We start from the raw sequence: 20,035 nt of genomic DNA on the forward strand, positions 1-20,035 counted from the left end.
TTGGCATATTCTTTTTGAGAAATTACTTTCGGGTTATAGCCTTGAATAATATTTAATTTTATATCACTTGTATATTTAGTCATATAAAAACTGCACCTCCAATTGTTAGATAGTGTCTAACAATTGGAGGTGCAGTTCAATCCTCTGCTTTTTTAAGGAACCAAAAGTTTACAGTTTATATTGGTTTAGAGACTGCTTGGCTAACGGAAGAACCATATGAAAAAATTCACTGTAGTCCTTTATTTGATAATCGGCTACATCCGTTTGACTTTGAAAAATACAGGTCGAAATACCTAATTCTTTTGCGGGTAATAAATCCAATTCTCTATCCCCGATAACTAGGTCGATTCTATGTTTTTTGTGCAAATAAGAGTATGCTAATGGGTCAGGTTTACGAGGAAAGCCATCGTCAATCGTAATCATATCGGCAAAGTATTCTTCCCATCCATAGTATTTTAGGATAGCAATAACACCTGCCCTCTCCTTGTGTGTAACAATGACATTTTTATTGGCAAATTTTAAGATTTCTTCTGCACCTTCAAATGGTTTCATTTCTATTGGAGATAATTTTTTCTTTAATCTATCTATCTCTTCTTTCTGTGTACTGGAAATATTAAAGTACTCAATGGCGTGCGGAAACGAAATTTTTAACTTTTCATAGATTTCCTGTTTATCTACTGCTTCACCCAATACTTTAGAAAGTGTGTTTGTATAAGCAGGATACGTATCAAATAATGTTCCATCAAAATCCCATAATATATTCAATTAAACCACCCTTTTAATATGATTTTCTAAGTTAGAACCTGTTATTTTATTAATTGGTGAGCTTCTATTATAATCCAAAAGATAATCTGGAACCAAGTCAATATGATTCCCCTTTTAATTAAAGTATGTACAAACGGTACTGACAAAAATTCCTTTCACAATTTGAAACACAATCTTTTGCATGCTATTTTATCCTATGTAATTTTTTTCCTACTATATTATTTAAGCATCTTAGAATGAATTTATTTCAAAATATTCCCAGCCTTATAGAATTTCTGTTTATAAGGCTGGATTATTCAAATTATTTTTTACTTTAATACCGAATCCAAAAATACTCGAGTCCGCTCTTCCTTAGGATTATAAAATATTTCACTTGGAGTGCCAGTCTCGATAATTTTTCCATCATTCATATAAACCAAAACATCTCCAACCTCGCGAGCAAACCCCATTTCATGGGTCACGATCACCATGGTCATTCCTTCCTTTGCAAGTGCATTTATAGTAGCGAGTACCTCTCCAACTAACTCTGGATCAAGCGCTGAGGTCGGTTCATCAAATAGCATGATTTCAGGCTTCATCGCAAGCGCACGAGCAATCGCAACTCGCTGCTTTTGTCCACCGGATAACTTGGAAGGATAGACATTGAATTTATCACTTAAGCCCACTTTTTCAAGTAATCCCATCCCCTCATCGATTGCCAGCTCTTTTGATATTTTTTTGACTTGAATAGGTGCTTCAATGATATTGTCTAAAACAGTTTTGTGCGGAAAGAGATTAAAATGTTGAAATACCATCCCGACTTTTTCCCTTACCTGATTTAAGTTATCTTTCTTTACATTCATTTTTTTCCCTTTGATGTAGATTTCTCCGCTATCCTTTATCTCAAGAAAATTAAGGCATCTAAGGAGAGTGCTTTTCCCGGAACCGCTGGCGCCAATTAAAACAACCACTTCACTTTCATGGACAGTGAGATCAACATCTCGCAATACGTGTAAAGCACCAAAGTATTTATTTAATTTTTCAATCTTAATCATTTCTGCTTTTTCACTCATAGACTTCCCTCCCTTCGATTAATCACTAATGGCTAATCTTTTCTCAAAAAGTCTTACCATATAAATGAGAATGAGAACGATTAATAAATAATAGATGGCAACTGTTAAGTAGTAGCTGAGAAAATCAAAATTGTTGGAACCCATGGTGCTCGCAACTCCAAATAAATCCTGCATGCCAATGAAGGAAACAAGAGAGGAATCCTTGATCCCGATAATAAATTGGTTTCCAAGGGCTGGTAGTGACCGACGAAGGGCTTGCGGAAAAATAATTCTTTGCATTGTAAGTCTTTTGGACATGCCGAGTGACATTGCTGCTTCCTTTTGCCCTTTATCTATCGACTGAATGGCACCTCGGATGATTTCTGCAATATAGGCACCGCTATGAAAGGCAAGACCCGCGGCTCCTGCCCAAAACATTGGAATGACGAGGACGTTAGTTAATCCATAAAATAGAATAAAGATTTGTACTACTAGAGGAGTCCCTCGCACAATCCAGATATATGCATCCGCTATCCATGCTAAAATGCGAATGTTTGAAATTTTGATTAAAGCAAAAAAGATCCCGATGATTAAGGCAATCAATAAGGAAACAATAGATAATTTCGATGTAATCCATAATCCATTCAAAAAAATTTCATAGCTACTCGTGAATACATTAAGAAAATGCTGCAAATTAGGCAATCTAACCACCCCTTTTAAGGAAAAATGTGTGCATTCGCTGCACACATTTTTTGTTTTTATTCATTCTTCTCTGGTTTCTTAGTGATATCCACGCCATTCCATTTTTCAGCAAGCTTTGCTAATTCCCCACTATCAAGCATTTCTTGTAAGGCTTGATTGACGGCATTGAGTAATGCCTTATTTTCTTTGTTAACAGCTATCCCCTGTTCACTCACACCTAAGTAGCCGCGGTTTTCAATCTTAAGACCACTATCAATCGCATTTTGACCGGTTATATCATCCGTAATAACTGCATCGTGGTGACCACTCGCAAGTGATTGTAAGGCAACAACATCACTATCAACCTGAGGAATATTTTTCGTATATTGTTGGGCAATTTCAAGGTATGAAGTTCCTCTAGCAACAGATACTTCTTTTCCCTTGAGATCATCCGCAGAATGGATATTGCTATCAGGTCTTGTATAAATTACCGGTCCGGAATAATAGTAAGGAGTTGTAAAATTAACTTGCTTTAACCGCTCTTCTGTAATCGTATGGCTCGCCACTGCAATATCATATCTCCCTTCCACGACTCCAGTCACAATACCAGAAAATGCGGCTTTTTGTGGATTTGGCTCCAACCCCAATTTTTCAGCAATCGCCTCCCCAACTGCAATATCATATCCAACCATCTTATTGCCTTCCATATAGCTAAATGGCTTAAATTCTCCAGATGCTGCAAAGGTTAATTTCCCATCTTCAATCAAATGATATTCCTTTTTAGCCCCAGAACTCGATGAATCTTTGCTATCACCATTCTTTTTTGCATCTTCATTTGAACCGCAGGCAGTAAGGATAATCATTATTAGAGGTATAAATAACGAAATATTCAGTTTTTTCATAAGAAGAACACCCCTTTTATTTAATTTGATAGCTTGTTTAAATGGAAATTGAATTCATCTATTGGTTGGATAATTGGAATATTATGGTATATATTCCTATTGATACGACGTTATATAGCTCCTATAAAATCGACCAAGCATGTTGCTAAATATTCTATTCTATAAACCTACATTTTATGACCTTGTTTTCCTTTATTGATATTTTGTGAGTGCTAATATTGTCTTTTAATATAAGAGTATGAAATGTAATAAGTAGTATTTTAAGTGGACTTATTAAGGGGCAATATTTTTAGTAAGAAAAGGACTTTACACAAGGAATTCATTATTATGAACAGATCCTCAAGCATGATCAATACATTGAGGTTATTTTTGGAAATATCTTCATCTCTTATTAAACTTGGGTTTGGTCCTTTTACTTTTACTTGAAATAGAAAACTAAATATTTTTGTTTATTTTAGAAATATAACAGTATTCAAATAAAGATTACTGAATATACTATAGTAAGCGCTTTCATTTTGCGTTGATTTTTGGTGAAGGGAGAAATGTATATATGGATCCTCAAAAGCATCGAGAAATCATGTTTAAACGAGAAATTATGGTGAATCAATTTAATGAAAGACAACAAGCATTGTTCTCTTCAAGACAAGTAAATGATAATAAAAAGAATGCCGATAAGAAATAATCAAACATCATGAAATAAAATATCAAACTTAGGCATGAATTCTTTTTCGATGAATTCATGTCTTTTCATTTTCCAAAAAAGAATGCGAGATAAGTTCCTTGAGCTCTTTATAAATCCCAACAATCTCATCAAACTTCATCCTCACTAATCCACTCGAAGACGGGGCAACAAAATCAATTGTCCCATTCACGACGGATTCTTCTTGTTTTCCCCATGGGATGTTCATTTTCAAACTGAATTGCTGATAAACCCCTTTTCCAACATAGCACACAATCCTTGGCTGATAATAGAGAATCTTTTCCTTTAGTTCCTCTCTTCCTTTAAGATATTCCTCAGCTGTAATTTCATCTGCACTTTTAGTCGGTCTTGAGACGATATTGGTTAGTCCGTAGCCAAGTTCGAGTAATTGGTGATTTTCTGATGGTTCCATTTTCCTTGGAGTAATTCCCGCTTCAAATAATATTTTCCAAAAGCGATTGTTGGGATTGGCGTAATGATATCCTGTTTCACTCGAACGAATACTGGGGTTAAAGCCGACAAAAAGGATATTCAGGTTTTTCTTAAGATGATCAGGTATTGGCTGCATGACGAAGCTCCTTTCGTTTCTTCAAAAATAACAAGAATGAGGTGATACTTAATCTGTATGAAACATGATTCTCTCCTATTTTATCTTAACCTAAATCAAAGGGAACTTTTTTCCTTTTGTGAAATATCTGTTAAATGATACAGCGAAAACATCATTTTGGTATGAACATCAAGGTATAATAAAGGCGTATCAAAAATTAATCGTTTTTAAGTACATCTTATTGAATCCTATTATAAGGGGGAAGCAAGTATGGTAGCACCTGTCAAACCTACTATTACCATCGATGAACTAGAAAAGGTGGATATCAGAGTGGGGACGATTACGTTAGTTGAGGATGTTGAAAATTCTAGAAAGCTCATAAAATTAACCGTAGACTTTGGTGACTTTACAAGAACTATTTTAACAGGAATGAAGGGTGAACGAGAAAATCCGAAAGAGATTGAGGGACAGCAAGCATTATTTGTTGTCAATTTAGCCCCTAGAAAAATGGCGGGTGAGCTTTCAGAAGGCATGCTCTTTGATATCGGTTATGCAGACGGCATTGTTCCCGTTTTAGCCCAGCCTGAAAAACCAATTCCAAATGGCACAAGACTTGGTTAGATCAATTTTGTACATAGAGTAATTTATAATTTATTATATCAAATAATAGAATTAGATAAAACGCAGGGCTCATGGAATCCCTGCGTTTTCGTCGTTTCCTCACTCTAATTTTCTTTGAAAATCAAGCACCTTATATAATTATCTTTAGATAATCTTCTGTTATAAATATTTAATTGAAAAACAACAAGATTCATACTCAAATAGGTAAATTGCGGATTTCTTTCCGTTTTTACAGAGAAATGTTTTGTTGCTTTTTTATATGGATAAAGCACAAAAAAAGTCTTTATCCCAATAAAGAGATGAAGACTTATCCATAAAACTCCTTATGATTGAAATTTCTCAAAAAACCGTCCCGGATGGTTATTCAAACAACACCATCTGCTCCGTCTCACCTAACCGCTCCATCGCTTTTGGTTCATGATCCTCAAAGTACGCATGATGGAGCCATTTTTCTTTTGTCATAACCTTTTTGTTTGCATCAGTTGATGCTCTTAAGCGGCAGCTGTAGATGACAGGGAAATAGTCCTGAAGAAATTTTCCTTCGGCATGGGCTGTAAGAGCAATGATTTGAAAGCCAAGCTGCTCGGCGACAAAAAAAACAGGACTTAATACGTGCTCGCTGGACGCTTTTCCAAAAGGATTATCGAGGATGACAGCTCGATGATGCTTCATGTTCGCTTGAATATGTTTTTTCTTTTCTGCGACATAATTAAGGATTCCAAGGAAAAGAGTCATGTTTTTGCTCCATTTCTCTCCGCCGGACCAAATATTGCTTTGCTCCCAGGAATAGGAGCGGGTGGTTACTTTATTATCATTTGTCACTTTGCGACAGCTTACCTTCATGACCTCGTTATTCATAACCATTTGCAGAAGCTGTTTGGATTGGAGCCACATTTCGATTTCTTTTCGGACCTTTCCGTCATCCTGAATTCCTTGTTCGTTTAAGAATTGCTCAGACTCTAATTGCTGCAAAATCCACTCGATATATTCCCGAATACGCATCTTGCCAATCTCCTCCCCCCATTCCGGAATGGTAAAGGAGAAAATTTGCTTCCAATCATCCAGCACCTTCACCTTTGTTTTCTTAGGAATTTGCTTAAGCTCCTCCACAAGGGTGAGAAGATGTGAATGGATTGAATTGATAAAGTGCTGTACATCCTCATCGCTTTGACGAATATGTTCATTGGCATAACGGGAGCTCTTTTCAATTCGGATGATCATATTCTTTTTGAAATCGAGGATCTCCTCATAGTCTTGCTTATGCTCGACCCCATTGATTGCCATCTGCTGCAATTTGATATCTGAAATAGATTTCAGACAAAATTCCCTGAATTGACGCTTCGCATGTTCGACTTCTTTGCTTTCCAATTCTACTAACTCTTGGTTTTTCTTCAATTCGTCTGTAATGGCTTTAACGAATTTTTTTCGATTATAGGAAAAATGAATCGATTCTTCGGTACTTAAGGAAATTGCCTGAATGTCCGGAGCAGTAAAATGATGGCCTTCCTCGAATAGCTCGAGCCCATACTTTGCTTCTTCAATCCATTTTAGTTCCTTCTCCATTCTTGCTAACTCTTGATCGATGAAGGCTTTTCGTTCATCAAGAGCTTCTTTTTCTGCATTTAATTGATCCCTTATTTCCACTAATGGTTGATTGAACATCAGGATATCTTGGGCAGGAAAGTCTTCTTTAAATTGCTCATTTTTTGTTTCCCATTTTCCTTTTTGCTTATCCATGCGTGACATTTTTCGCTGCAGGTCACTCGTTAGGATTTCGACCTCCTTATCCATTTGAGTGATGCGATTCCATAGTGTTTGCATGAATGATTTTCCGTCACTAGGAAAATCTCTTTCTTCATCTATTTCTCTATGCTCATTTAAGAGCTCTTTCATCTGTGTGTCCAACCGCTGTATGGTCTTTCTAGTTGCTTCTTGCTTTGCTAGCCATTCTCCTTGGGTAACATTGATTTCACTTATTTTCATTTCTAAAGAGCGGATTTGATCCTGAATGTTCTTCTTGCTTTCGTTTGTAAAGCTTGGAGTGAATGCTTTCAGGGATTGATAGTCTTCATCTTGTGCTAGGATTCGGAGTTCAGCATTTAGATCGGCTATGCGAGCTTGAAATTGTGAAACTTCATCTTCTAAATAGGGCAATTCCTGATTGACTTTCATTTGAAATCTCGTTAATTCAAACAACTGCTCCTTGGCTTCCTTCTCCTTCTTTCTCTCCTCTTCAATCTCTTTTTCAAATTGAAGATACTGAATTCCCTTTTCGATTTTTCCTTCCAGTCCTTGCTTTTCTTCATGATGCTGTTCGATGGATCTTTGATGTTGCGACATCTTTAAACGCTGTTCATCAATCTGTTGTTTTTGATTTTGAATACTGGCGGAATATTCTTCAAGCTGATTTTTTAGCTTTGAAAGTTTTTCGTTCAACTGAGTAATTTGCTCATAAGGGAATGTGTGAAGAAAATGATTGAAGGCGTTCAATCCATCTTCCCATCGTTTGATTTCTCCTTCCTTCTCAATTCTTTGCTGACTGCATTCCTTTGCGTAAGTGCCGATTTGCTTTTTCCATTCTTGAAAAAAATTGGCGTCTATGTTTTTGTTCCAGTGATCTGGGGCAATCCAAGAGTGGTTGTTCTCTTGTTGATGAATGGACAATGCTTCTTCTGTTGTGATCACTGTAATCGGAAATTGTAATTGATCAGCTAGATGGTTCAGCTTTTCGATAACCTTTGGCTTCGATTTATTGGTTGTTACTAAGGTAATGGGCCATAATGGATAGCTTTTAATCCTTTCCTTCATGTTCCCATCTAGGCCTTCGAGATACTCTACTCCTGTCACTAAATAATCTACTTGATTTTTCCAGGAAGAGAGCTGTGTTTCAAGAAAAGCATCACTAAAGAAGGTATTTTGGTTGCCATAGTCATCAACAAAACGGTAGGCAACACGTTCTTTATGCAAAAGGGCGTCCTTTTGCCTCATTAAAAGATCGATGGTTTCCAGCATGAATGATTCAATCGAATTTTGAGAGTGATAGATGCTTTCCATTTTAATCCATTGAGGCCGTAATGCGGTTAGTCTTTCCATTAGATTTTCCTGAGCTTTCTTCATTGTGGAAAGCTCATATTCAATCGTATTTTTATCCGTCTTGGCTAAATTGTAATCCTTTTGAAGATTCTCCTTACGTTCATCTGCTTCCTGTATTTGCATCATGAGCTGTTTTACTTCCTGCTTCAGGCGAATGATAGCTTCATCAAGAAATTGCGCTCGTTCTTGCCAATGAATCAGCTCTACTTGAACCTCTTCTTGTTCCGGATTAGAAAGCAATAGCTGTTTTAGTCTTTCTACATCATGCTCTCTGGAATGGATGATCCCCGAATGCTTGGAAAGAAGCTCTCGAAGATTTGTTTCCTTTTTTCTTAATTTCTCTATGGATTCCTTCGTTTGTTGTAATTGGTTAAGCAGGGGATTTAATTGATAGATTTGAGACTGCTTGTCCTTTTCTATTCTTTCTATCTGTGACAAATACCAACCAAGCAAGGCTTGTTTTGCTTCGATTAACTGATCCTCGTACTCCTGCACCTCTAAGGTTTGCTCGTATTTGGCTATCTCCTCTTCAATTTGATGTAACGCATCAGCTTGTTCCTTTCGATCAAGCTTCAATGCAGCCAATTTTAGCGAATAGTAATCCTTTCTATGTTGCTGTAAGCTTTCTTCTTTTTCTGTCGCCTTCGCTAAGGCTTCTTTATACTCTGTTTCAAGCCTCTGCAAAACGAGTTCTTCGGAAAAAATTTCATAAGAGGAGGTTTTGACTTGATAAAGCACCTGATTCCTTTTCCATTCCTCTAATTTTTCTATAACTAGGGTATGCTCTTTTGAAAATTGCTGCTTCTCGTTTAATATTTTGTTCCAAGTCCCCTTGGCATGTTGCTTCGTTTTGAGATACTCTATCTCACGTTGATGAAGTTTCTCAAAAGTTCCGGCATATTTCTCTAAATGATGTTCAATTTGTTTATTTTCTTCAATGGTTTCTTTCAGCTTTTTATAATTTTTAAAGCTAGCGTGCTGTTGTTCAAACATATCAGCAAATAAAGTGGATTCAAGGCCAACAATTGAACTCTCAACGGTTGGAATTAACAGCCTGTCAAACAGCTGATTAGTGCTTTTACATTCATCGAAAAAGGCTTCTACTCCACCTTCAGAGCTGTTAATCTTGGCTATGCTTTCCCATTCGCCAGAGATAATGTGATATTGCTCTTCAAGAAATGTTTTATATTCCTTGATGGTGTGAAAGGTTCTGGCACTAAAGGTTTTGTCGCGCATATGACTGTAATAATCCTGCATTTCTCCGCGCTCAGCAGTCCGTTTCCCTTCTCTTCCGTCTCGAACAAAAGGAATTCCCTCTATTCCATTCGGGTCATTTGCGTCATATTCATAGACATATCGCAAGGAGTCGAGTCCTTGCTTGGTTGTAAAAAGAGAAACTGCCGTCACAGCATATCTTCTAGGCTGATCATTGGTAATCCATTCAATCGCAATATGTGCCGGGGCATTTTCGAGCATTAATGTGGTTTTGATTTTTCGATTCGCTAAATCGGTATGAGGCAATATCGCTTGTAAGGCAGTCTGAATGAAGACGGTTTTCCCACCGCCATTTTCGAGAAGAAGGGCCCCATTATGACCATCAAATAAAAATAGCTCATCATTATAGCGTTTGTTTCCCTCTTCATAGACGATATTGGTTAGACGAATTTTACTGATAGAAGGCATCCTCATCCCTCCTTTCAAATCCATAAATAAATTCAAAAATTCCTTTATTGTATTCTACTTCCATAAAATAGCGCTGAATGATGGTTTTCGCTTTTTCGGTCAATGTTATCTCGTCATTTCCGATTTCTTGAATTAATTCCTGATCGTTGAGAAAACGCTTTACGGTATCCATGAAACTAAAGCGGCTAATCGTGTTTCCAGTTTGTTTTTTTGCTGTTTCCTTAATATCGTCCATATCCTCCCATTTCTCAATAATTAAACTCCAATTATAGGAAAATTCTTTTTCTAATTGTTTGATTTCTTCCTCATCATGAGTTTTCAGTTGGTCGATTCGCTCTTGGATAAAGCGGACCCACTCATCCAATCGTAGGAATTGTCTAGTTGGCTCTCCACTTTGATACGAATCGTAAAAGCATCCAAATAGGATGATCGTTGAGAAATAGAGAAGATAAATATCGCCATTTGTCGCCCCTGACCGCAAGTAACGCCGTTTTATCCATTCGTTGCTGACATGAAAAGGAGAGAGTCTGGTTTTGGGGATGAGAAAGAGTTGCTCACTAGTACCGACAATCACACAATCGACTTCGCGGCTATAGGCATCAAGAAGCCCACGAATTTCATCATCTGCCCGATATTGCTGGACAGCTTCCTTATCAGCTACTCCATCTTTTGCTAGTTTTGTATAAATCTGAAAAGCCCTGATGACTGTTTGCTCAGAGTAATTCATCATCTTCACCCTCTACTGTTATGATTAGCTCTTGAATCGAAAACCGTTCATGCCGATTCAATACTCCAACTCCTTCACGAACGGTCAAGCTCCTATTTTCTAAAAGGGAAAGTGCCTCTCCGAGAAGTGTCTTTCCTTCCTCTTCATCCATCTCTCCCTTGATAATGGGAGAGCGTTGATGGAGAATCAGCCAAAAATCATAAAAATATCGGTGCCCATACAAGCTTGATCTTTCGATTTCATCAAGATAATCGATAAACTGGGAGAGTGTATTTCCTCTATTTAATTCATAGGCATGCAAAAAGAACTGCATCAGTTCTTTGTATTTTTTCATTAAACCTTTTTGATATGGATTGTTTTCTTCTCTCTGATTCACCGAAATAAAGCTTTGTTCGACCCTTTCTGCACGATCCTCAGTAATGTTTTGCTCCGCTAATACCGTTAACGGTGACCAAGTTTCATTTTCCTCAACTTTGAAAAAGGGATGAAGCACACCAGCCATTGCTTCTAAAGGCAGTGGGGTTGAGATGATGGTTGAAACTATATCTTGATCAAAGTTAAAGGCTTGAATCCCCGTGTAGTAGAGGGATTCTTGCGCCGTAATTAAGGTCGTATTCTTCAAGGCAAAGGTTTGCTCTAAGAGTCGGGAATGATGATAGTGGACTGATTCTAGTTCTCTTGTAATCGTCAAAATGAGATCGTATGTCTTCTTTTCTTTTTTATGAACATCCTTGGAGAAAAGGCGTTCTCTGGTTTCCTTCACAAATTGGCGCAGCTCCTTAAATTCTTCATCCTCTCTTGCCAGCCGACCATAAATATCCTCCAGCAGCTGCTTATATCGTTCAAACGTCTCCTCTGAGACAATGCTTCGTTGAATCTCATGCTTGAGCCTTGTCATTCTTTCCTCCAAGCTTTCAACATCAATCCGCATTTCATTAATCTGTCTAAGGGCCCCTTTAAATTCTCCTTTGTCTAATTGCTTTCTTAACATTAATTGATTAATAGAAAGCTGAAATTCACTATAAAACTCTTTAGTTGCAAATACTAATTCCAGGCCGTCTTCATCAAGGGTATAATATTGAGAGTTTGTTTTTATATCAAAATTATTGGCTTTGAGGATGGAGTATTCAATGACCTCCTCCTGATTCACCTCCCAGTTGAAAAAGGAATAGCTTCTCTTTCTCCCTGTTGTTGGTCGGAAGGTCTGAATAATAGTTCTCGCGATTCGTTCATAATCTGCTTCATCAAGGCAATATTGGGATTCGGTGAGCTCTTTTAAGAATCTGGCTAAATGCTTAGCCCCCGTCTTATATTGTCTCATCAGCTTTTGTTCAAAAAAGAAAAGCAAGGTTAAGAGCCCGAGCCCCTTCATATCAATCATGTGCTCCGCTTGGTCCTGTTCTCTCTTACGATCGAGCTCATATAAGGGGTCGAATAGAGCAAGCCTTCTAACCCGTTCCCGATAGCCGTTTGTTATATCTTGGATATCAAGCTTGTCCAATCCGCTTCCCTCCATATCTCTTGTAATTCCTTTGTTTTTAACGTTTCTTGAGGGTAATAGGTTCCATTTTGCAGCAAGCTAAGAATTTGCTCCTGATGTTTTTTGGGAAAATGAGTGATGAATTGTTTGATAGCTGTACTTCTTTCCTTTTGATATTCCTTTCCCGTCGCAGGTTCTTTTACAAGACAAGCTAAATAAAATGGAAGAGCAAGGACAGCCTCCTGTTTCTGATTCAAAGATGACCATATCGAGATTCCTTCTCGGTCCACATCGCCAAAATAAAAGAAGTGATGGTCAGCTGAAATCGGATATTGCATCGGAAACTGTTCAATACTTTTAATCACTGCTTTCCCACATCCGTAGATTAAAGTAGAAAAAGAGGTCTTTCTTAAGGTAGGTAACAAGCCTTGATAGGTGGTTTTATTTTCGACAATCAAATGGAATTGAGATTTCTCATTAATTTGTGTGGGATTGATTGCAAACATGAGGGGTTCGGAAACAGGAATGATGTTTAATTGTGAAAACAGTCCGATTTTCTCAAGAATTTCCTTTCCCCCTTTTTCTACAATCCATTTTTCATCTCCCACTATCTCATAGCTTCGTTCTGGAGCAGGAACAGATTCCTGTGGAAAAGAATATCGCTTTAAGTAATCATCAACCTTCTTGATAAAAGGCAAATGTTCCTTCCAAATAGCTGGATCCTCACGATAATATTCATCTATATTAATTGAAGTGTGAAAAAGAAGGCGATAATGCTGCAATTCTTTATGATAATCCCCAGTTAATTCACTCTTATTAATGCGATACTGAAAGGCTAAAGAGGGTGTTCGATGAGTCCGGCCTTTTGCTTTCACCATCATTAAAAGTTCAGTATCCTCTAATTGTAATATGATCTTGGCAAATTCTTCATATGTATGAATTAATGGCTTAAACATAAGTTCAAGCTCTGATAGACTGATTGTTTTTTTCTTATAGGTGGCCAACATTCTTTTGCTTTCATCCAACAGTTATGCACTCCTATTTTTTTCATTCTTTGTTAATTCTAATTGTACTAGATTTAATCAGAACACGCAGTATGAAAATATTAGAAAGGTCCAAGGCTGTTATTTTAAAAAAATATGTAAAATAGAGGATATGAAAAGTCAGTCGATTTATTTTCCTAATCTTGATAATTCATTGGGTTGCTTATTTCTAGAAATGGATAAATTCACTAAAAAATAGAAACTCCAAAATATGAATGATAAAGTCTTATCTTTATACTCATACGGTCTCATTGTAAGACAGGTTTCAGTAGGTATAATCGGTTCATTTTATAAAAAAAGATAGAGCCAAACGAAAATCCTCAGTTTCCGTCTAGCTGCTATCTTCCATCAAATGAATATATTGCCCCTGCCAAGGATCTTTAGTTTAACATATTTCCGTATTATCAAAAAGGGTCTTCGTTTTTCTCCCATTACTATTACGGTATTTCGGTCCATATTCTCGCTATCATTAGTTTCTGCACTCTAATTAGGTATAATCACATCAAATTGTTTTCTTTAATCTCGGTAAATGATGTGATAGAATCACTTCTTAAGCTAATTTTATGAAACTCTTAGATTTCAACTTTGATATTAACAATCTAAAAAAACACAACCCATTCTTAAACAAATGAGTTGTGTTGATTAAACTACTTTTTGATATAACTCAAAATCTCCGCTCGTGCTTGGCTATCCTCTGCCAATGTACCTCGTACCGCAGTAGTAACAGTCTTGGCACCTGGCTTTTTCACACCACGCATGGTCATACACATGTGCTCTGCTTCTACGATCACCATCACACCATATGGTTCTAGTGTTTCCATTATCGTATTAGCAACCGTTGAGGTAATTCGTTCCTGTAATTGAGGTCGGTGAGCAATTGCTTCAACTGCACGGGCGAATTTGCTTAGCCCAGCCACACGTCCGTTTTGAGGGATATACGCGACATGCGCAACTCCATAGAATGGGACGAGATGATGTTCACATACGGAGTAAAATGGAATATCTTTTATTAAGACAAGCTCCTCATGATCCTCGTTAAAAATTGTTTCAAAATACTGCTTTGGATCGATGGTTAATCCAGAAAATATTTCTTCGTACATCTTGGCAACACGCTTTGGTGTCTCGAGTAATCCCTCTCTGTTTGGATCTTCACCAACCGCCTCTAAAATTAAACGAATGGCTTCTTCGATTTGTGTTTGATTGATGTTTGTCAATTTCATTTCCCCCTGCCCTGTTGCTATTAAACTAGTCTTCAGATCCTCTTTAAACACCTCGTTTGTTTCCCCAAACATACGTGTGCAGCTGAGGTAGAACTTTTACGTTTTTCCATTCATGATCGGCCATTACTTTTTCAATGAGCCATTCATATCTCGCTATTAATTGACTTAATAGTTGTTGATTGTCCATTGTTTGGATATCATCATTTCCAACCTGAAGGAAAAAGGAGACATCGGGATAACGCAGATGAACCTTTTTCGCATAATCGTAATCGGGTTTATCAAAAATTACCACTTTTAAACTCGTATTCTTCAACCTCTCCTGTTCTTTCAACTGAAGAATGATGGAATCAAGTGTAGCAAAATTCGTTATCATCTTCGAGCTTGGCGGTTTCGGCGAGATCGTTAAGGCATCGATATCGATAAACCAGTCCTGCCATTTGCTCCCTTGTGTTTCTAAACCTATTTGGATGTTCTTTTCTTTTAATAAATGGATGAGTTCATTTAGATTTTTTAATAGTGCAGGATTTCCTCCTGATATCGTTACAAACGAAAATCCATCACCACCAAGTGTATAGAGCTTCTGCCAAATTTCCTCTGCCGTCATTTGTTTGCTTAACTTTTTTCCCGAACCGTCCCAGGTGAAGGCAGAATCACACCATGAGCAGGAATAATCACAACCTAAGGTACGAACAAACATTGTTTTTTGTCCGATGACCATTCCTTCTCCTTGAATCGTCGGGCCAAATATCTCCATTACAGGAATTTTACTCATTTTCCATCCACTCCCGTCTTGCTTCAGCATAACTTGTGGGAGTTTCAAATAAACGTACAAATTCCACTCTTGCTTTGTTGTATTGCTGCTTGCGATCCTCTTGATTCAAGGCTCGCTCCATTTTTTCATAAATCCAGACAACCATGTTTTCAGCCGTTGTATTCATCGGTGGCAGCGTTTCGTTTAAATAACGGTGATCTAGGTAAATCTCGATGTCTTTTTTCCATATCTCTTTGATGTCGCCAAAATCAACAGCTAATCCACGATGATCCAGAAAGCCGCTGATACCAAAAATCACTTTATAGGTATGTCCATGCAAATTTTTGCATTTTCCTTCATAATCATGGAGATGATGCGCAGCGTCAAAGGTAAATTCCTTGCTGATCATGACTCGTTTTTGATGATATTTTAATTGATCTCTCTGAATATCTTCATCAATTTTTTGCAGTTTATCTACGATGCGAAACCCATACATGTTTATCGCTCCTTCCGAACTAGTAGGTATTCCTCTAGTCCTTTTTTACGAAGCTTGCATGCTGGGCACTCCCCACATCCATCGGCGATAATGCCGTTATAGCAAGTTAAAGTTTTTTCGCGAACAAAATCGAATGCCCCCAGTTCATCTGCTAATGCCCAGGTTTCTGCTTTATTAATCCACATGAGGGGTGTATGAATGACAAATTGCTGATCCATGGAAAGATTCAAGGTAACATTTAAGGATTTCACAAAAATGTCGCGACAGTCTGGGTAGCCGCTAAAATCCGTTTCGCAAACCCCTGTCACGATATGCTTTGCACCAATTTGACTCGCTAAAACCCCTGTGAAAGACATAAACAATAAATTTCTTCCGGGTACGAAGGTGGACGGCAATTCTCCTTCTTCTCCATCTCTCACTTCGATCTCATTTCTTGTTAAAGCATTTGGTGCTAATTGATTTAAAAGGGACATTTCCAAAATATGATGCTTGATACCCAGTTCTTTCGTAATATTTTTGGCGCATTCAATTTCTGTAATATGCCTTTGGTTGTAGTTGAATGTGACAGCCTCAACCTCTTTGAATTGCTTTATTGCCCAGAATAGACAAGTCGTGCTGTCTTGACCACCACTAAAAACCACCACTGCTTTTTCGTTCTTTAACACAATAAAACTCCTTCCAAATGAAAAAGCTGTACTCCAAGATAGAAGTACAGCTTCTTCTTAGTTTTTTTAAAGAGGGGTGCTAGAACCTCCACCGCGTATGCGGATTTTATTATTTACGCGATATATTATAACATAATCCATTATTTTGTTAGAAGCTTTTTGTTTCAAAGATTTATGGAGTTTGTTCTATTGCAATAGAAATATTCTGCCAACGGGTTGGGAAGGCTGCTTTTCTTCAATACAACTTGAAAAAACAGACTCTCCATTTTGTTCTTATATAGAAACTTTTCCGGTTTCATTAGTTAAGGATTCCACTGATATTTTCTAGCATTCAAAATTTATTTTCAACTTCTCTCACATATCTATATTAAGCCGTTTCCTTTTTTTGACTTTATCATTTATTCGATCCCTCATGAACAAGATCATCACTTAAATCAAAGAAGCCGAATTCCATTCCTGGAACCCGGCCAACATCGAATCACTTATTAAAATTCAACAGCAAGTTTTGCTGCTTTCGTAAGTCCATTGTGAATAATTTCTTCAGCGCGATCTGGGAATTGATTATGTCCTTCGATGATCACAGTTGTTACATCCTGCACTCCCCAGAAATTAAGAATAGTTTGGACATAGCGAACAGCCATTTCAACGGATTGAGCAGGTCCTTCAGAGTAGACGCCACCAGCTGCATTTAAAAGCATAACCTTTTTATCTGCTAGGAGACCAGCCGGACCTTCTTCTGTATATTTGAAAGTTTTACCCGCTTGACCTAAATAGTCTAAATACGTATGAAGAACAGCTGGTACTGTGAAGTTCCATAATGGGAAAGCAAATACAATCTTTTCTGCTGCAAGGAATTGATCTAGGTATTTTGTAACAATTTGAGTTGCAGTTTGTTCTGCCTTTGTTAATTCCATTCCTCTTCCTAGCTTAAACATACCATTGATTTTATCATTGTCATAGTAGGATAAATTTTCTGCAAATAAATCAAGTTCTGTAATAACATCTTCTGGATGAGTTTCTTGATAACTTTTAAGAAAAGACTCATAAAGTTGAACACTGACCGCTTGATCGGTCGGGCGTGAATTGGCCTTAATAAATAGTACGTTTGACATTGAAATTTCCTCCCGCTTAGGTCTAAAAAAGAATTATTGTGACCATTTTACTAACATGTATCGTTTAAACAACACGCGTTGCAAAATTCATGATAAAATATTGAATAATACCTTTCAATCATCAATTTGTAAGATATGTAGGATAAGCAACACTTTTAAGAAAATATATGTTATTTAACAATTGGCTATAAATATATTATTCTGAAATATTTTAATTTGGGGTGAACCATTAATGGGAAAAAGCGATCCTAGAGTTGTGAGAACAAAACAACTCATCCTTGATGCCTTTACTGATCTCATTCAGGAAAAGGATTTTAAAAATATTACTGTTCGGGATATTACTGAAAAAGCAACGATTAATCGGGCTACATTCTATATGCATTTTACAGATAAGTATGATTTGTTGGATTCAACCTTATTAGAGGGATTTCGCGAAAATTTGAAGAAACGCCTTTATTGTCATGAATTATTGAACAAACGCTCACTTGGAAATCTATTACTTGTAATGTGTCAATATCATCAGGAGTTAAGTGAGGGCTGTCGACGAAACTATCAATCATTAGGGGAACATTTTCAGTCAAAGATGATTGAGGAATTACAAAATGTGATTTTACATTTACTAGAAAATAAACATCATGGCAAGGAGGAATATCAATCGATTGCCACCGCGTTAAGTTGGGGTATTTATGGGGCAGCATACAATTGGAATAAGGATGGACGGAAAATCCCTGCTGAGCAACTTGTTGAGCAATTAGTCCCTGTTTTAGAAAATGGACTAAGGGATTATTATAAAGAAACGGTTTAATGAAAAAGAACCGCTAAAGCCCATTTAGTATGAAGGCATTAGCGGTTCTTTTGTTAATCTCTTATATTTGTTTCTGTTCAAATCAGAAAACTTCAATTGTAAAAAAACCCCTTTGTTGATATTAAAATTAGAAATTTACTCAATGTAAAAACCATGATACAGAGTTTCATGGGATGAGTCGTTTTCTCTATTCCTTTATTTTCCTTCATTTGTTAATGGTTTTCCGATTTCAAGTAAAATATTATTTTTTCCCAAAAATACGGTAAGCACAAGCATCAACAGTCCCGTTAAGATTAAAAGCCACTCAATCTTGATCATATCTGCTATTGGTCCAAAGATAAGCATCCCAATCGGCATCATGGAGGTTGAAATCATTCCAAATACACCAAATATTCGTCCTAAATAATTTTCTTCCACTCTTTCCTGAATCAGAACAGTAGTTGGCGTATTAAAAATAGGCATGGCCACTCCGAAAATAGCCATGAACACTAGATAAATCCAGAAATTCGGAACAACGCCTAGAGCAAAGGTACAAACTCCCATTAGAATACTTGAAAAGGTCATCGTATGTATCCGATTCTGAAATCCTCCCCAAGACGCAATGATTCCGCCGCCTACCATCATTCCAACAGAAAACGCAATTTCAATTGCTGTCAGCCTCCAAACATCTTCACCGAAACTTCGAGTGACCTGCAGGGGGGTTAAAAAGGCAGCTGGAGCCATTAAAATAAAGAAAATCGCAAAAAAGAGAAAGAAAATTTTTAGGAATCGATGATGGTGAATATAAATGATTCCTTCCTTTAAGTCTGAAAAATAACTTGTTTTTTGAAATTCTTTAGCTTTTTCATGTAATGGTATATGGAAAAAGAGCAGCAAGGTTAGGATTGCGATAGCGGCAGTAATGACGTCAATAAAGAAAATACTTTCAAGGGAAACCGTCGTTAATAGAGCAGCGCTAATAATTGGTGAAACAAACATGATGACTGCTTGAATACTTCCATTTATTCCATTCACCCTCGTCAGCATATCATTTTTTTTAGGCACAATTTGCGGTAAAATAGCCCCAACCGCAGGAGTTTGTACTCCGGTTCCAAGCGCACGAATGGCTGCCATGACAAATAATAGCCCATTCGCATCATATCCAAGTAAAAAGACAATTGCGAGAAGCAATGTAGCCAAAGCAATTAAACCATCGGATAGCATAATCAATATTTTCCGATTATAGCGATCTGCCCAAACTCCAGCAATCGGAGATAATAGAAAAGTAGGGATGAAACCACAAATGATAAAAATCGTCATCATCACCCCCGATTTAGTATGGAGTGTGATATACCACATGATTGCATACTGAACAAGTGACGAACCAAATAGAGAAATTGTCTGACTGCTTAAAAAGAGAATAATGTTCTTCTTCCAACTACCTTGTTCAGTTGTTGACATTGAGGTCATTTTTTCACAACCTTTTCTCTTTATAGTATGTAAATTTTTTTTTGAAAGAGGCAGTAAATGGGAGTAGCATGGAGTATTCTGAATAGAAGTAAAGGGGCCTCCATCAACTATAAACGGCACATACTTTGTTGTCAATATTACCCTTTTGTGGGGGAAGACTCCTTTGAGGATAATAAAGTTGAACTCCCTTTCCACTTTCATAATGATAATCGAAAAGAGAATAACATATGATTTTTTTCCATTAAAATAAGTAGGAAAATGATT

18 protein-coding genes are annotated in these 20,035 nt (G+C 37.1%); 3 read left to right on the forward strand and 15 right to left on the reverse strand.

The genetic code is table 11. The annotated features are described in order from the left end of the window. Nucleotides 1-168 precede the first annotated feature (168 nt). From ACE38V_RS09340 to ACE38V_RS09355, 4 genes are all read right to left on the reverse strand, one after another. A complete protein-coding gene (locus tag ACE38V_RS09340) occupies nucleotides 169-765 on the reverse strand; it encodes an HAD-IA family hydrolase (protein WP_375840963.1) in 597 nt (198 codons plus the stop codon). Nucleotides 766-1,073: 308 nt separating this feature from the next. Then, a complete protein-coding gene (locus ACE38V_RS09345) occupies nucleotides 1,074-1,817 on the reverse strand; it encodes an amino acid ABC transporter ATP-binding protein (RefSeq protein WP_375840964.1) in 744 nt (247 codons plus the stop codon). 18 nt (nucleotides 1,818-1,835) lie between these two features. Continuing rightward, nucleotides 1,836-2,498 carry an amino acid ABC transporter permease gene (locus ACE38V_RS09350; RefSeq protein WP_375840965.1) on the reverse strand — a complete coding sequence of 221 codons (663 nt, stop codon included), beginning with the start codon at nucleotides 2,496-2,498 and terminating at the stop codon, nucleotides 1,836-1,838. Between the two features lie 56 nt (nucleotides 2,499-2,554). Then, on the reverse strand, nucleotides 2,555-3,379 hold the full coding sequence (locus tag ACE38V_RS09355) for a transporter substrate-binding domain-containing protein (RefSeq protein WP_375840966.1): 825 nt from the start codon (nucleotides 3,377-3,379) through the stop codon (nucleotides 2,555-2,557). 550 nt (nucleotides 3,380-3,929) lie between these two features. On the opposite strand from ACE38V_RS09355, the gene ACE38V_RS09360 reads away from it, so the two are divergent. Then, nucleotides 3,930-4,061, forward strand: a complete 132-nt coding sequence (locus ACE38V_RS09360) for a hypothetical protein (protein ID WP_375840967.1) — start codon at nucleotides 3,930-3,932, stop codon at nucleotides 4,059-4,061. A 55-nt stretch (nucleotides 4,062-4,116) separates the two neighbouring features. On the opposite strand, the gene mug is transcribed toward ACE38V_RS09360, so the two are convergent. Further along, nucleotides 4,117-4,647 (reverse strand): G/U mismatch-specific DNA glycosylase, encoded by a 531-nt coding sequence (mug, locus tag ACE38V_RS09365; protein ID WP_375840968.1) that lies wholly within the window; start codon nucleotides 4,645-4,647, stop codon nucleotides 4,117-4,119. A gap of 249 nt (nucleotides 4,648-4,896) precedes the next feature. On the opposite strand from mug, the gene ACE38V_RS09370 reads away from it, so the two are divergent. Further along, the gene (locus ACE38V_RS09370) at nucleotides 4,897-5,247 is read left to right on the forward strand and encodes a tRNA-binding protein (protein ID WP_375840969.1); all 351 of its coding nucleotides are present in this window, start codon (nucleotides 4,897-4,899) and stop codon (nucleotides 5,245-5,247) included. Between the two features lie 360 nt (nucleotides 5,248-5,607). Here the strand turns inward: ACE38V_RS09370 and ACE38V_RS09375 are convergent, their stop codons facing one another. The 9 genes from ACE38V_RS09375 to ACE38V_RS09415 form a co-directional block, all read right to left on the reverse strand. Beyond that, nucleotides 5,608-10,023, reverse strand: a complete 4,416-nt coding sequence (locus ACE38V_RS09375) for a hypothetical protein (RefSeq protein WP_375840970.1) — start codon at nucleotides 10,021-10,023, stop codon at nucleotides 5,608-5,610. After that, entirely contained in the window at nucleotides 10,007-10,750 is a 744-nt protein-coding gene (locus tag ACE38V_RS09380) for a DUF6063 family protein (RefSeq protein WP_375840971.1), read from the reverse strand. Before ACE38V_RS09380 ends, ACE38V_RS09375 begins: the two co-directional genes overlap by 17 nt. Further along, nucleotides 10,737-12,251 carry a replicative DNA helicase gene (locus tag ACE38V_RS09385; RefSeq protein ID WP_375840972.1) on the reverse strand — a complete coding sequence of 505 codons (1,515 nt, stop codon included), beginning with the start codon at nucleotides 12,249-12,251 and terminating at the stop codon, nucleotides 10,737-10,739. Before ACE38V_RS09385 ends, ACE38V_RS09380 begins: the two co-directional genes overlap by 14 nt. After that, complete coding sequence (locus ACE38V_RS09390) at nucleotides 12,224-13,255, reverse strand: Wadjet anti-phage system protein JetD domain-containing protein (protein ID WP_375840973.1); 1,032 nt, start codon at nucleotides 13,253-13,255, stop codon at nucleotides 12,224-12,226. The genes ACE38V_RS09385 and ACE38V_RS09390 overlap by 28 nt, the downstream gene beginning before the upstream one ends. Before the next feature lie 665 nt (nucleotides 13,256-13,920). Continuing rightward, nucleotides 13,921-14,487: a GTP cyclohydrolase I FolE gene (gene folE, locus ACE38V_RS09395; RefSeq protein WP_375840974.1), complete on the reverse strand. Its 567-nt coding sequence runs from the start codon at nucleotides 14,485-14,487 to the stop codon at nucleotides 13,921-13,923. Between the two features lie 49 nt (nucleotides 14,488-14,536). Then, nucleotides 14,537-15,265 carry a 7-carboxy-7-deazaguanine synthase QueE gene (queE, locus tag ACE38V_RS09400; RefSeq protein ID WP_375840975.1) on the reverse strand — a complete coding sequence of 243 codons (729 nt, stop codon included), beginning with the start codon at nucleotides 15,263-15,265 and terminating at the stop codon, nucleotides 14,537-14,539. Continuing rightward, entirely contained in the window at nucleotides 15,258-15,740 is a 483-nt protein-coding gene (gene queD, locus ACE38V_RS09405) for a 6-carboxytetrahydropterin synthase QueD (RefSeq protein WP_375840977.1), read from the reverse strand. The genes queE and queD overlap by 8 nt, the downstream gene beginning before the upstream one ends. A gap of 2 nt (nucleotides 15,741-15,742) precedes the next feature. Continuing rightward, on the reverse strand, nucleotides 15,743-16,405 hold the full coding sequence (gene queC / locus ACE38V_RS09410; RefSeq protein WP_375840979.1) for a 7-cyano-7-deazaguanine synthase QueC: 663 nt from the start codon (nucleotides 16,403-16,405) through the stop codon (nucleotides 15,743-15,745). 485 nt (nucleotides 16,406-16,890) lie between these two features. After that, the gene (locus ACE38V_RS09415; protein WP_375840980.1) at nucleotides 16,891-17,517 is read right to left on the reverse strand and encodes an FMN-dependent NADH-azoreductase; all 627 of its coding nucleotides are present in this window, start codon (nucleotides 17,515-17,517) and stop codon (nucleotides 16,891-16,893) included. 232 nt (nucleotides 17,518-17,749) lie between these two features. Between ACE38V_RS09415 and ACE38V_RS09420 the strand changes: the two genes are divergently transcribed. After that, nucleotides 17,750-18,322: a TetR/AcrR family transcriptional regulator gene (locus ACE38V_RS09420; protein ID WP_375840981.1), complete on the forward strand. Its 573-nt coding sequence runs from the start codon at nucleotides 17,750-17,752 to the stop codon at nucleotides 18,320-18,322. Nucleotides 18,323-18,517: 195 nt separating this feature from the next. On the opposite strand, the gene ACE38V_RS09425 is transcribed toward ACE38V_RS09420, so the two are convergent. Next, on the reverse strand, nucleotides 18,518-19,762 hold the full coding sequence (locus tag ACE38V_RS09425; RefSeq protein WP_375841169.1) for an MFS transporter: 1,245 nt from the start codon (nucleotides 19,760-19,762) through the stop codon (nucleotides 18,518-18,520). Nucleotides 19,763-20,035: the final 273 nt, after the last annotated feature.

Source organism: Cytobacillus sp. Hz8 (assembly GCF_042263505.1).
Taxonomy (GTDB): Bacteria; Bacillota; Bacilli; order Bacillales; family Cytobacillaceae; genus Bacillus_BE.

Bases quoted from the DNA above. Each gene is read 5' to 3' on its own strand.
- ACE38V_RS09375 (WP_375840970.1), bottom strand. From the start codon at position 10,023: ATGCCTTCTATCAGTAAAATTCGTCTAACCAATATCGTCTATGAAGAG.
- queE (WP_375840975.1), bottom strand. From the start codon at position 15,265: ATGAGTAAAATTCCTGTAATGGAGATATTTGGCCCGACGATTCAAGGA.
- ACE38V_RS09360 (WP_375840967.1), top strand. From the start codon at position 3,930: ATGGATCCTCAAAAGCATCGAGAAATCATGTTTAAACGAGAAATTATG.
- ACE38V_RS09370 (WP_375840969.1), top strand. From the start codon at position 4,897: ATGGTAGCACCTGTCAAACCTACTATTACCATCGATGAACTAGAAAAG.
- ACE38V_RS09420 (WP_375840981.1), top strand. From the start codon at position 17,750: ATGGGAAAAAGCGATCCTAGAGTTGTGAGAACAAAACAACTCATCCTT.
- ACE38V_RS09345 (WP_375840964.1), bottom strand. From the start codon at position 1,817: ATGAGTGAAAAAGCAGAAATGATTAAGATTGAAAAATTAAATAAATAC.
- mug (WP_375840968.1), bottom strand. From the start codon at position 4,647: ATGCAGCCAATACCTGATCATCTTAAGAAAAACCTGAATATCCTTTTT.
- queD (WP_375840977.1), bottom strand. From the start codon at position 15,740: ATGTATGGGTTTCGCATCGTAGATAAACTGCAAAAAATTGATGAAGAT.
- ACE38V_RS09415 (WP_375840980.1), bottom strand. From the start codon at position 17,517: ATGTCAAACGTACTATTTATTAAGGCCAATTCACGCCCGACCGATCAA.
- ACE38V_RS09425 (WP_375841169.1), bottom strand. From the start codon at position 19,762: ATGTCAACAACTGAACAAGGTAGTTGGAAGAAGAACATTATTCTCTTT.
- ACE38V_RS09380 (WP_375840971.1), bottom strand. From the start codon at position 10,750: ATGAATTACTCTGAGCAAACAGTCATCAGGGCTTTTCAGATTTATACA.
- ACE38V_RS09355 (WP_375840966.1), bottom strand. From the start codon at position 3,379: ATGAAAAAACTGAATATTTCGTTATTTATACCTCTAATAATGATTATC.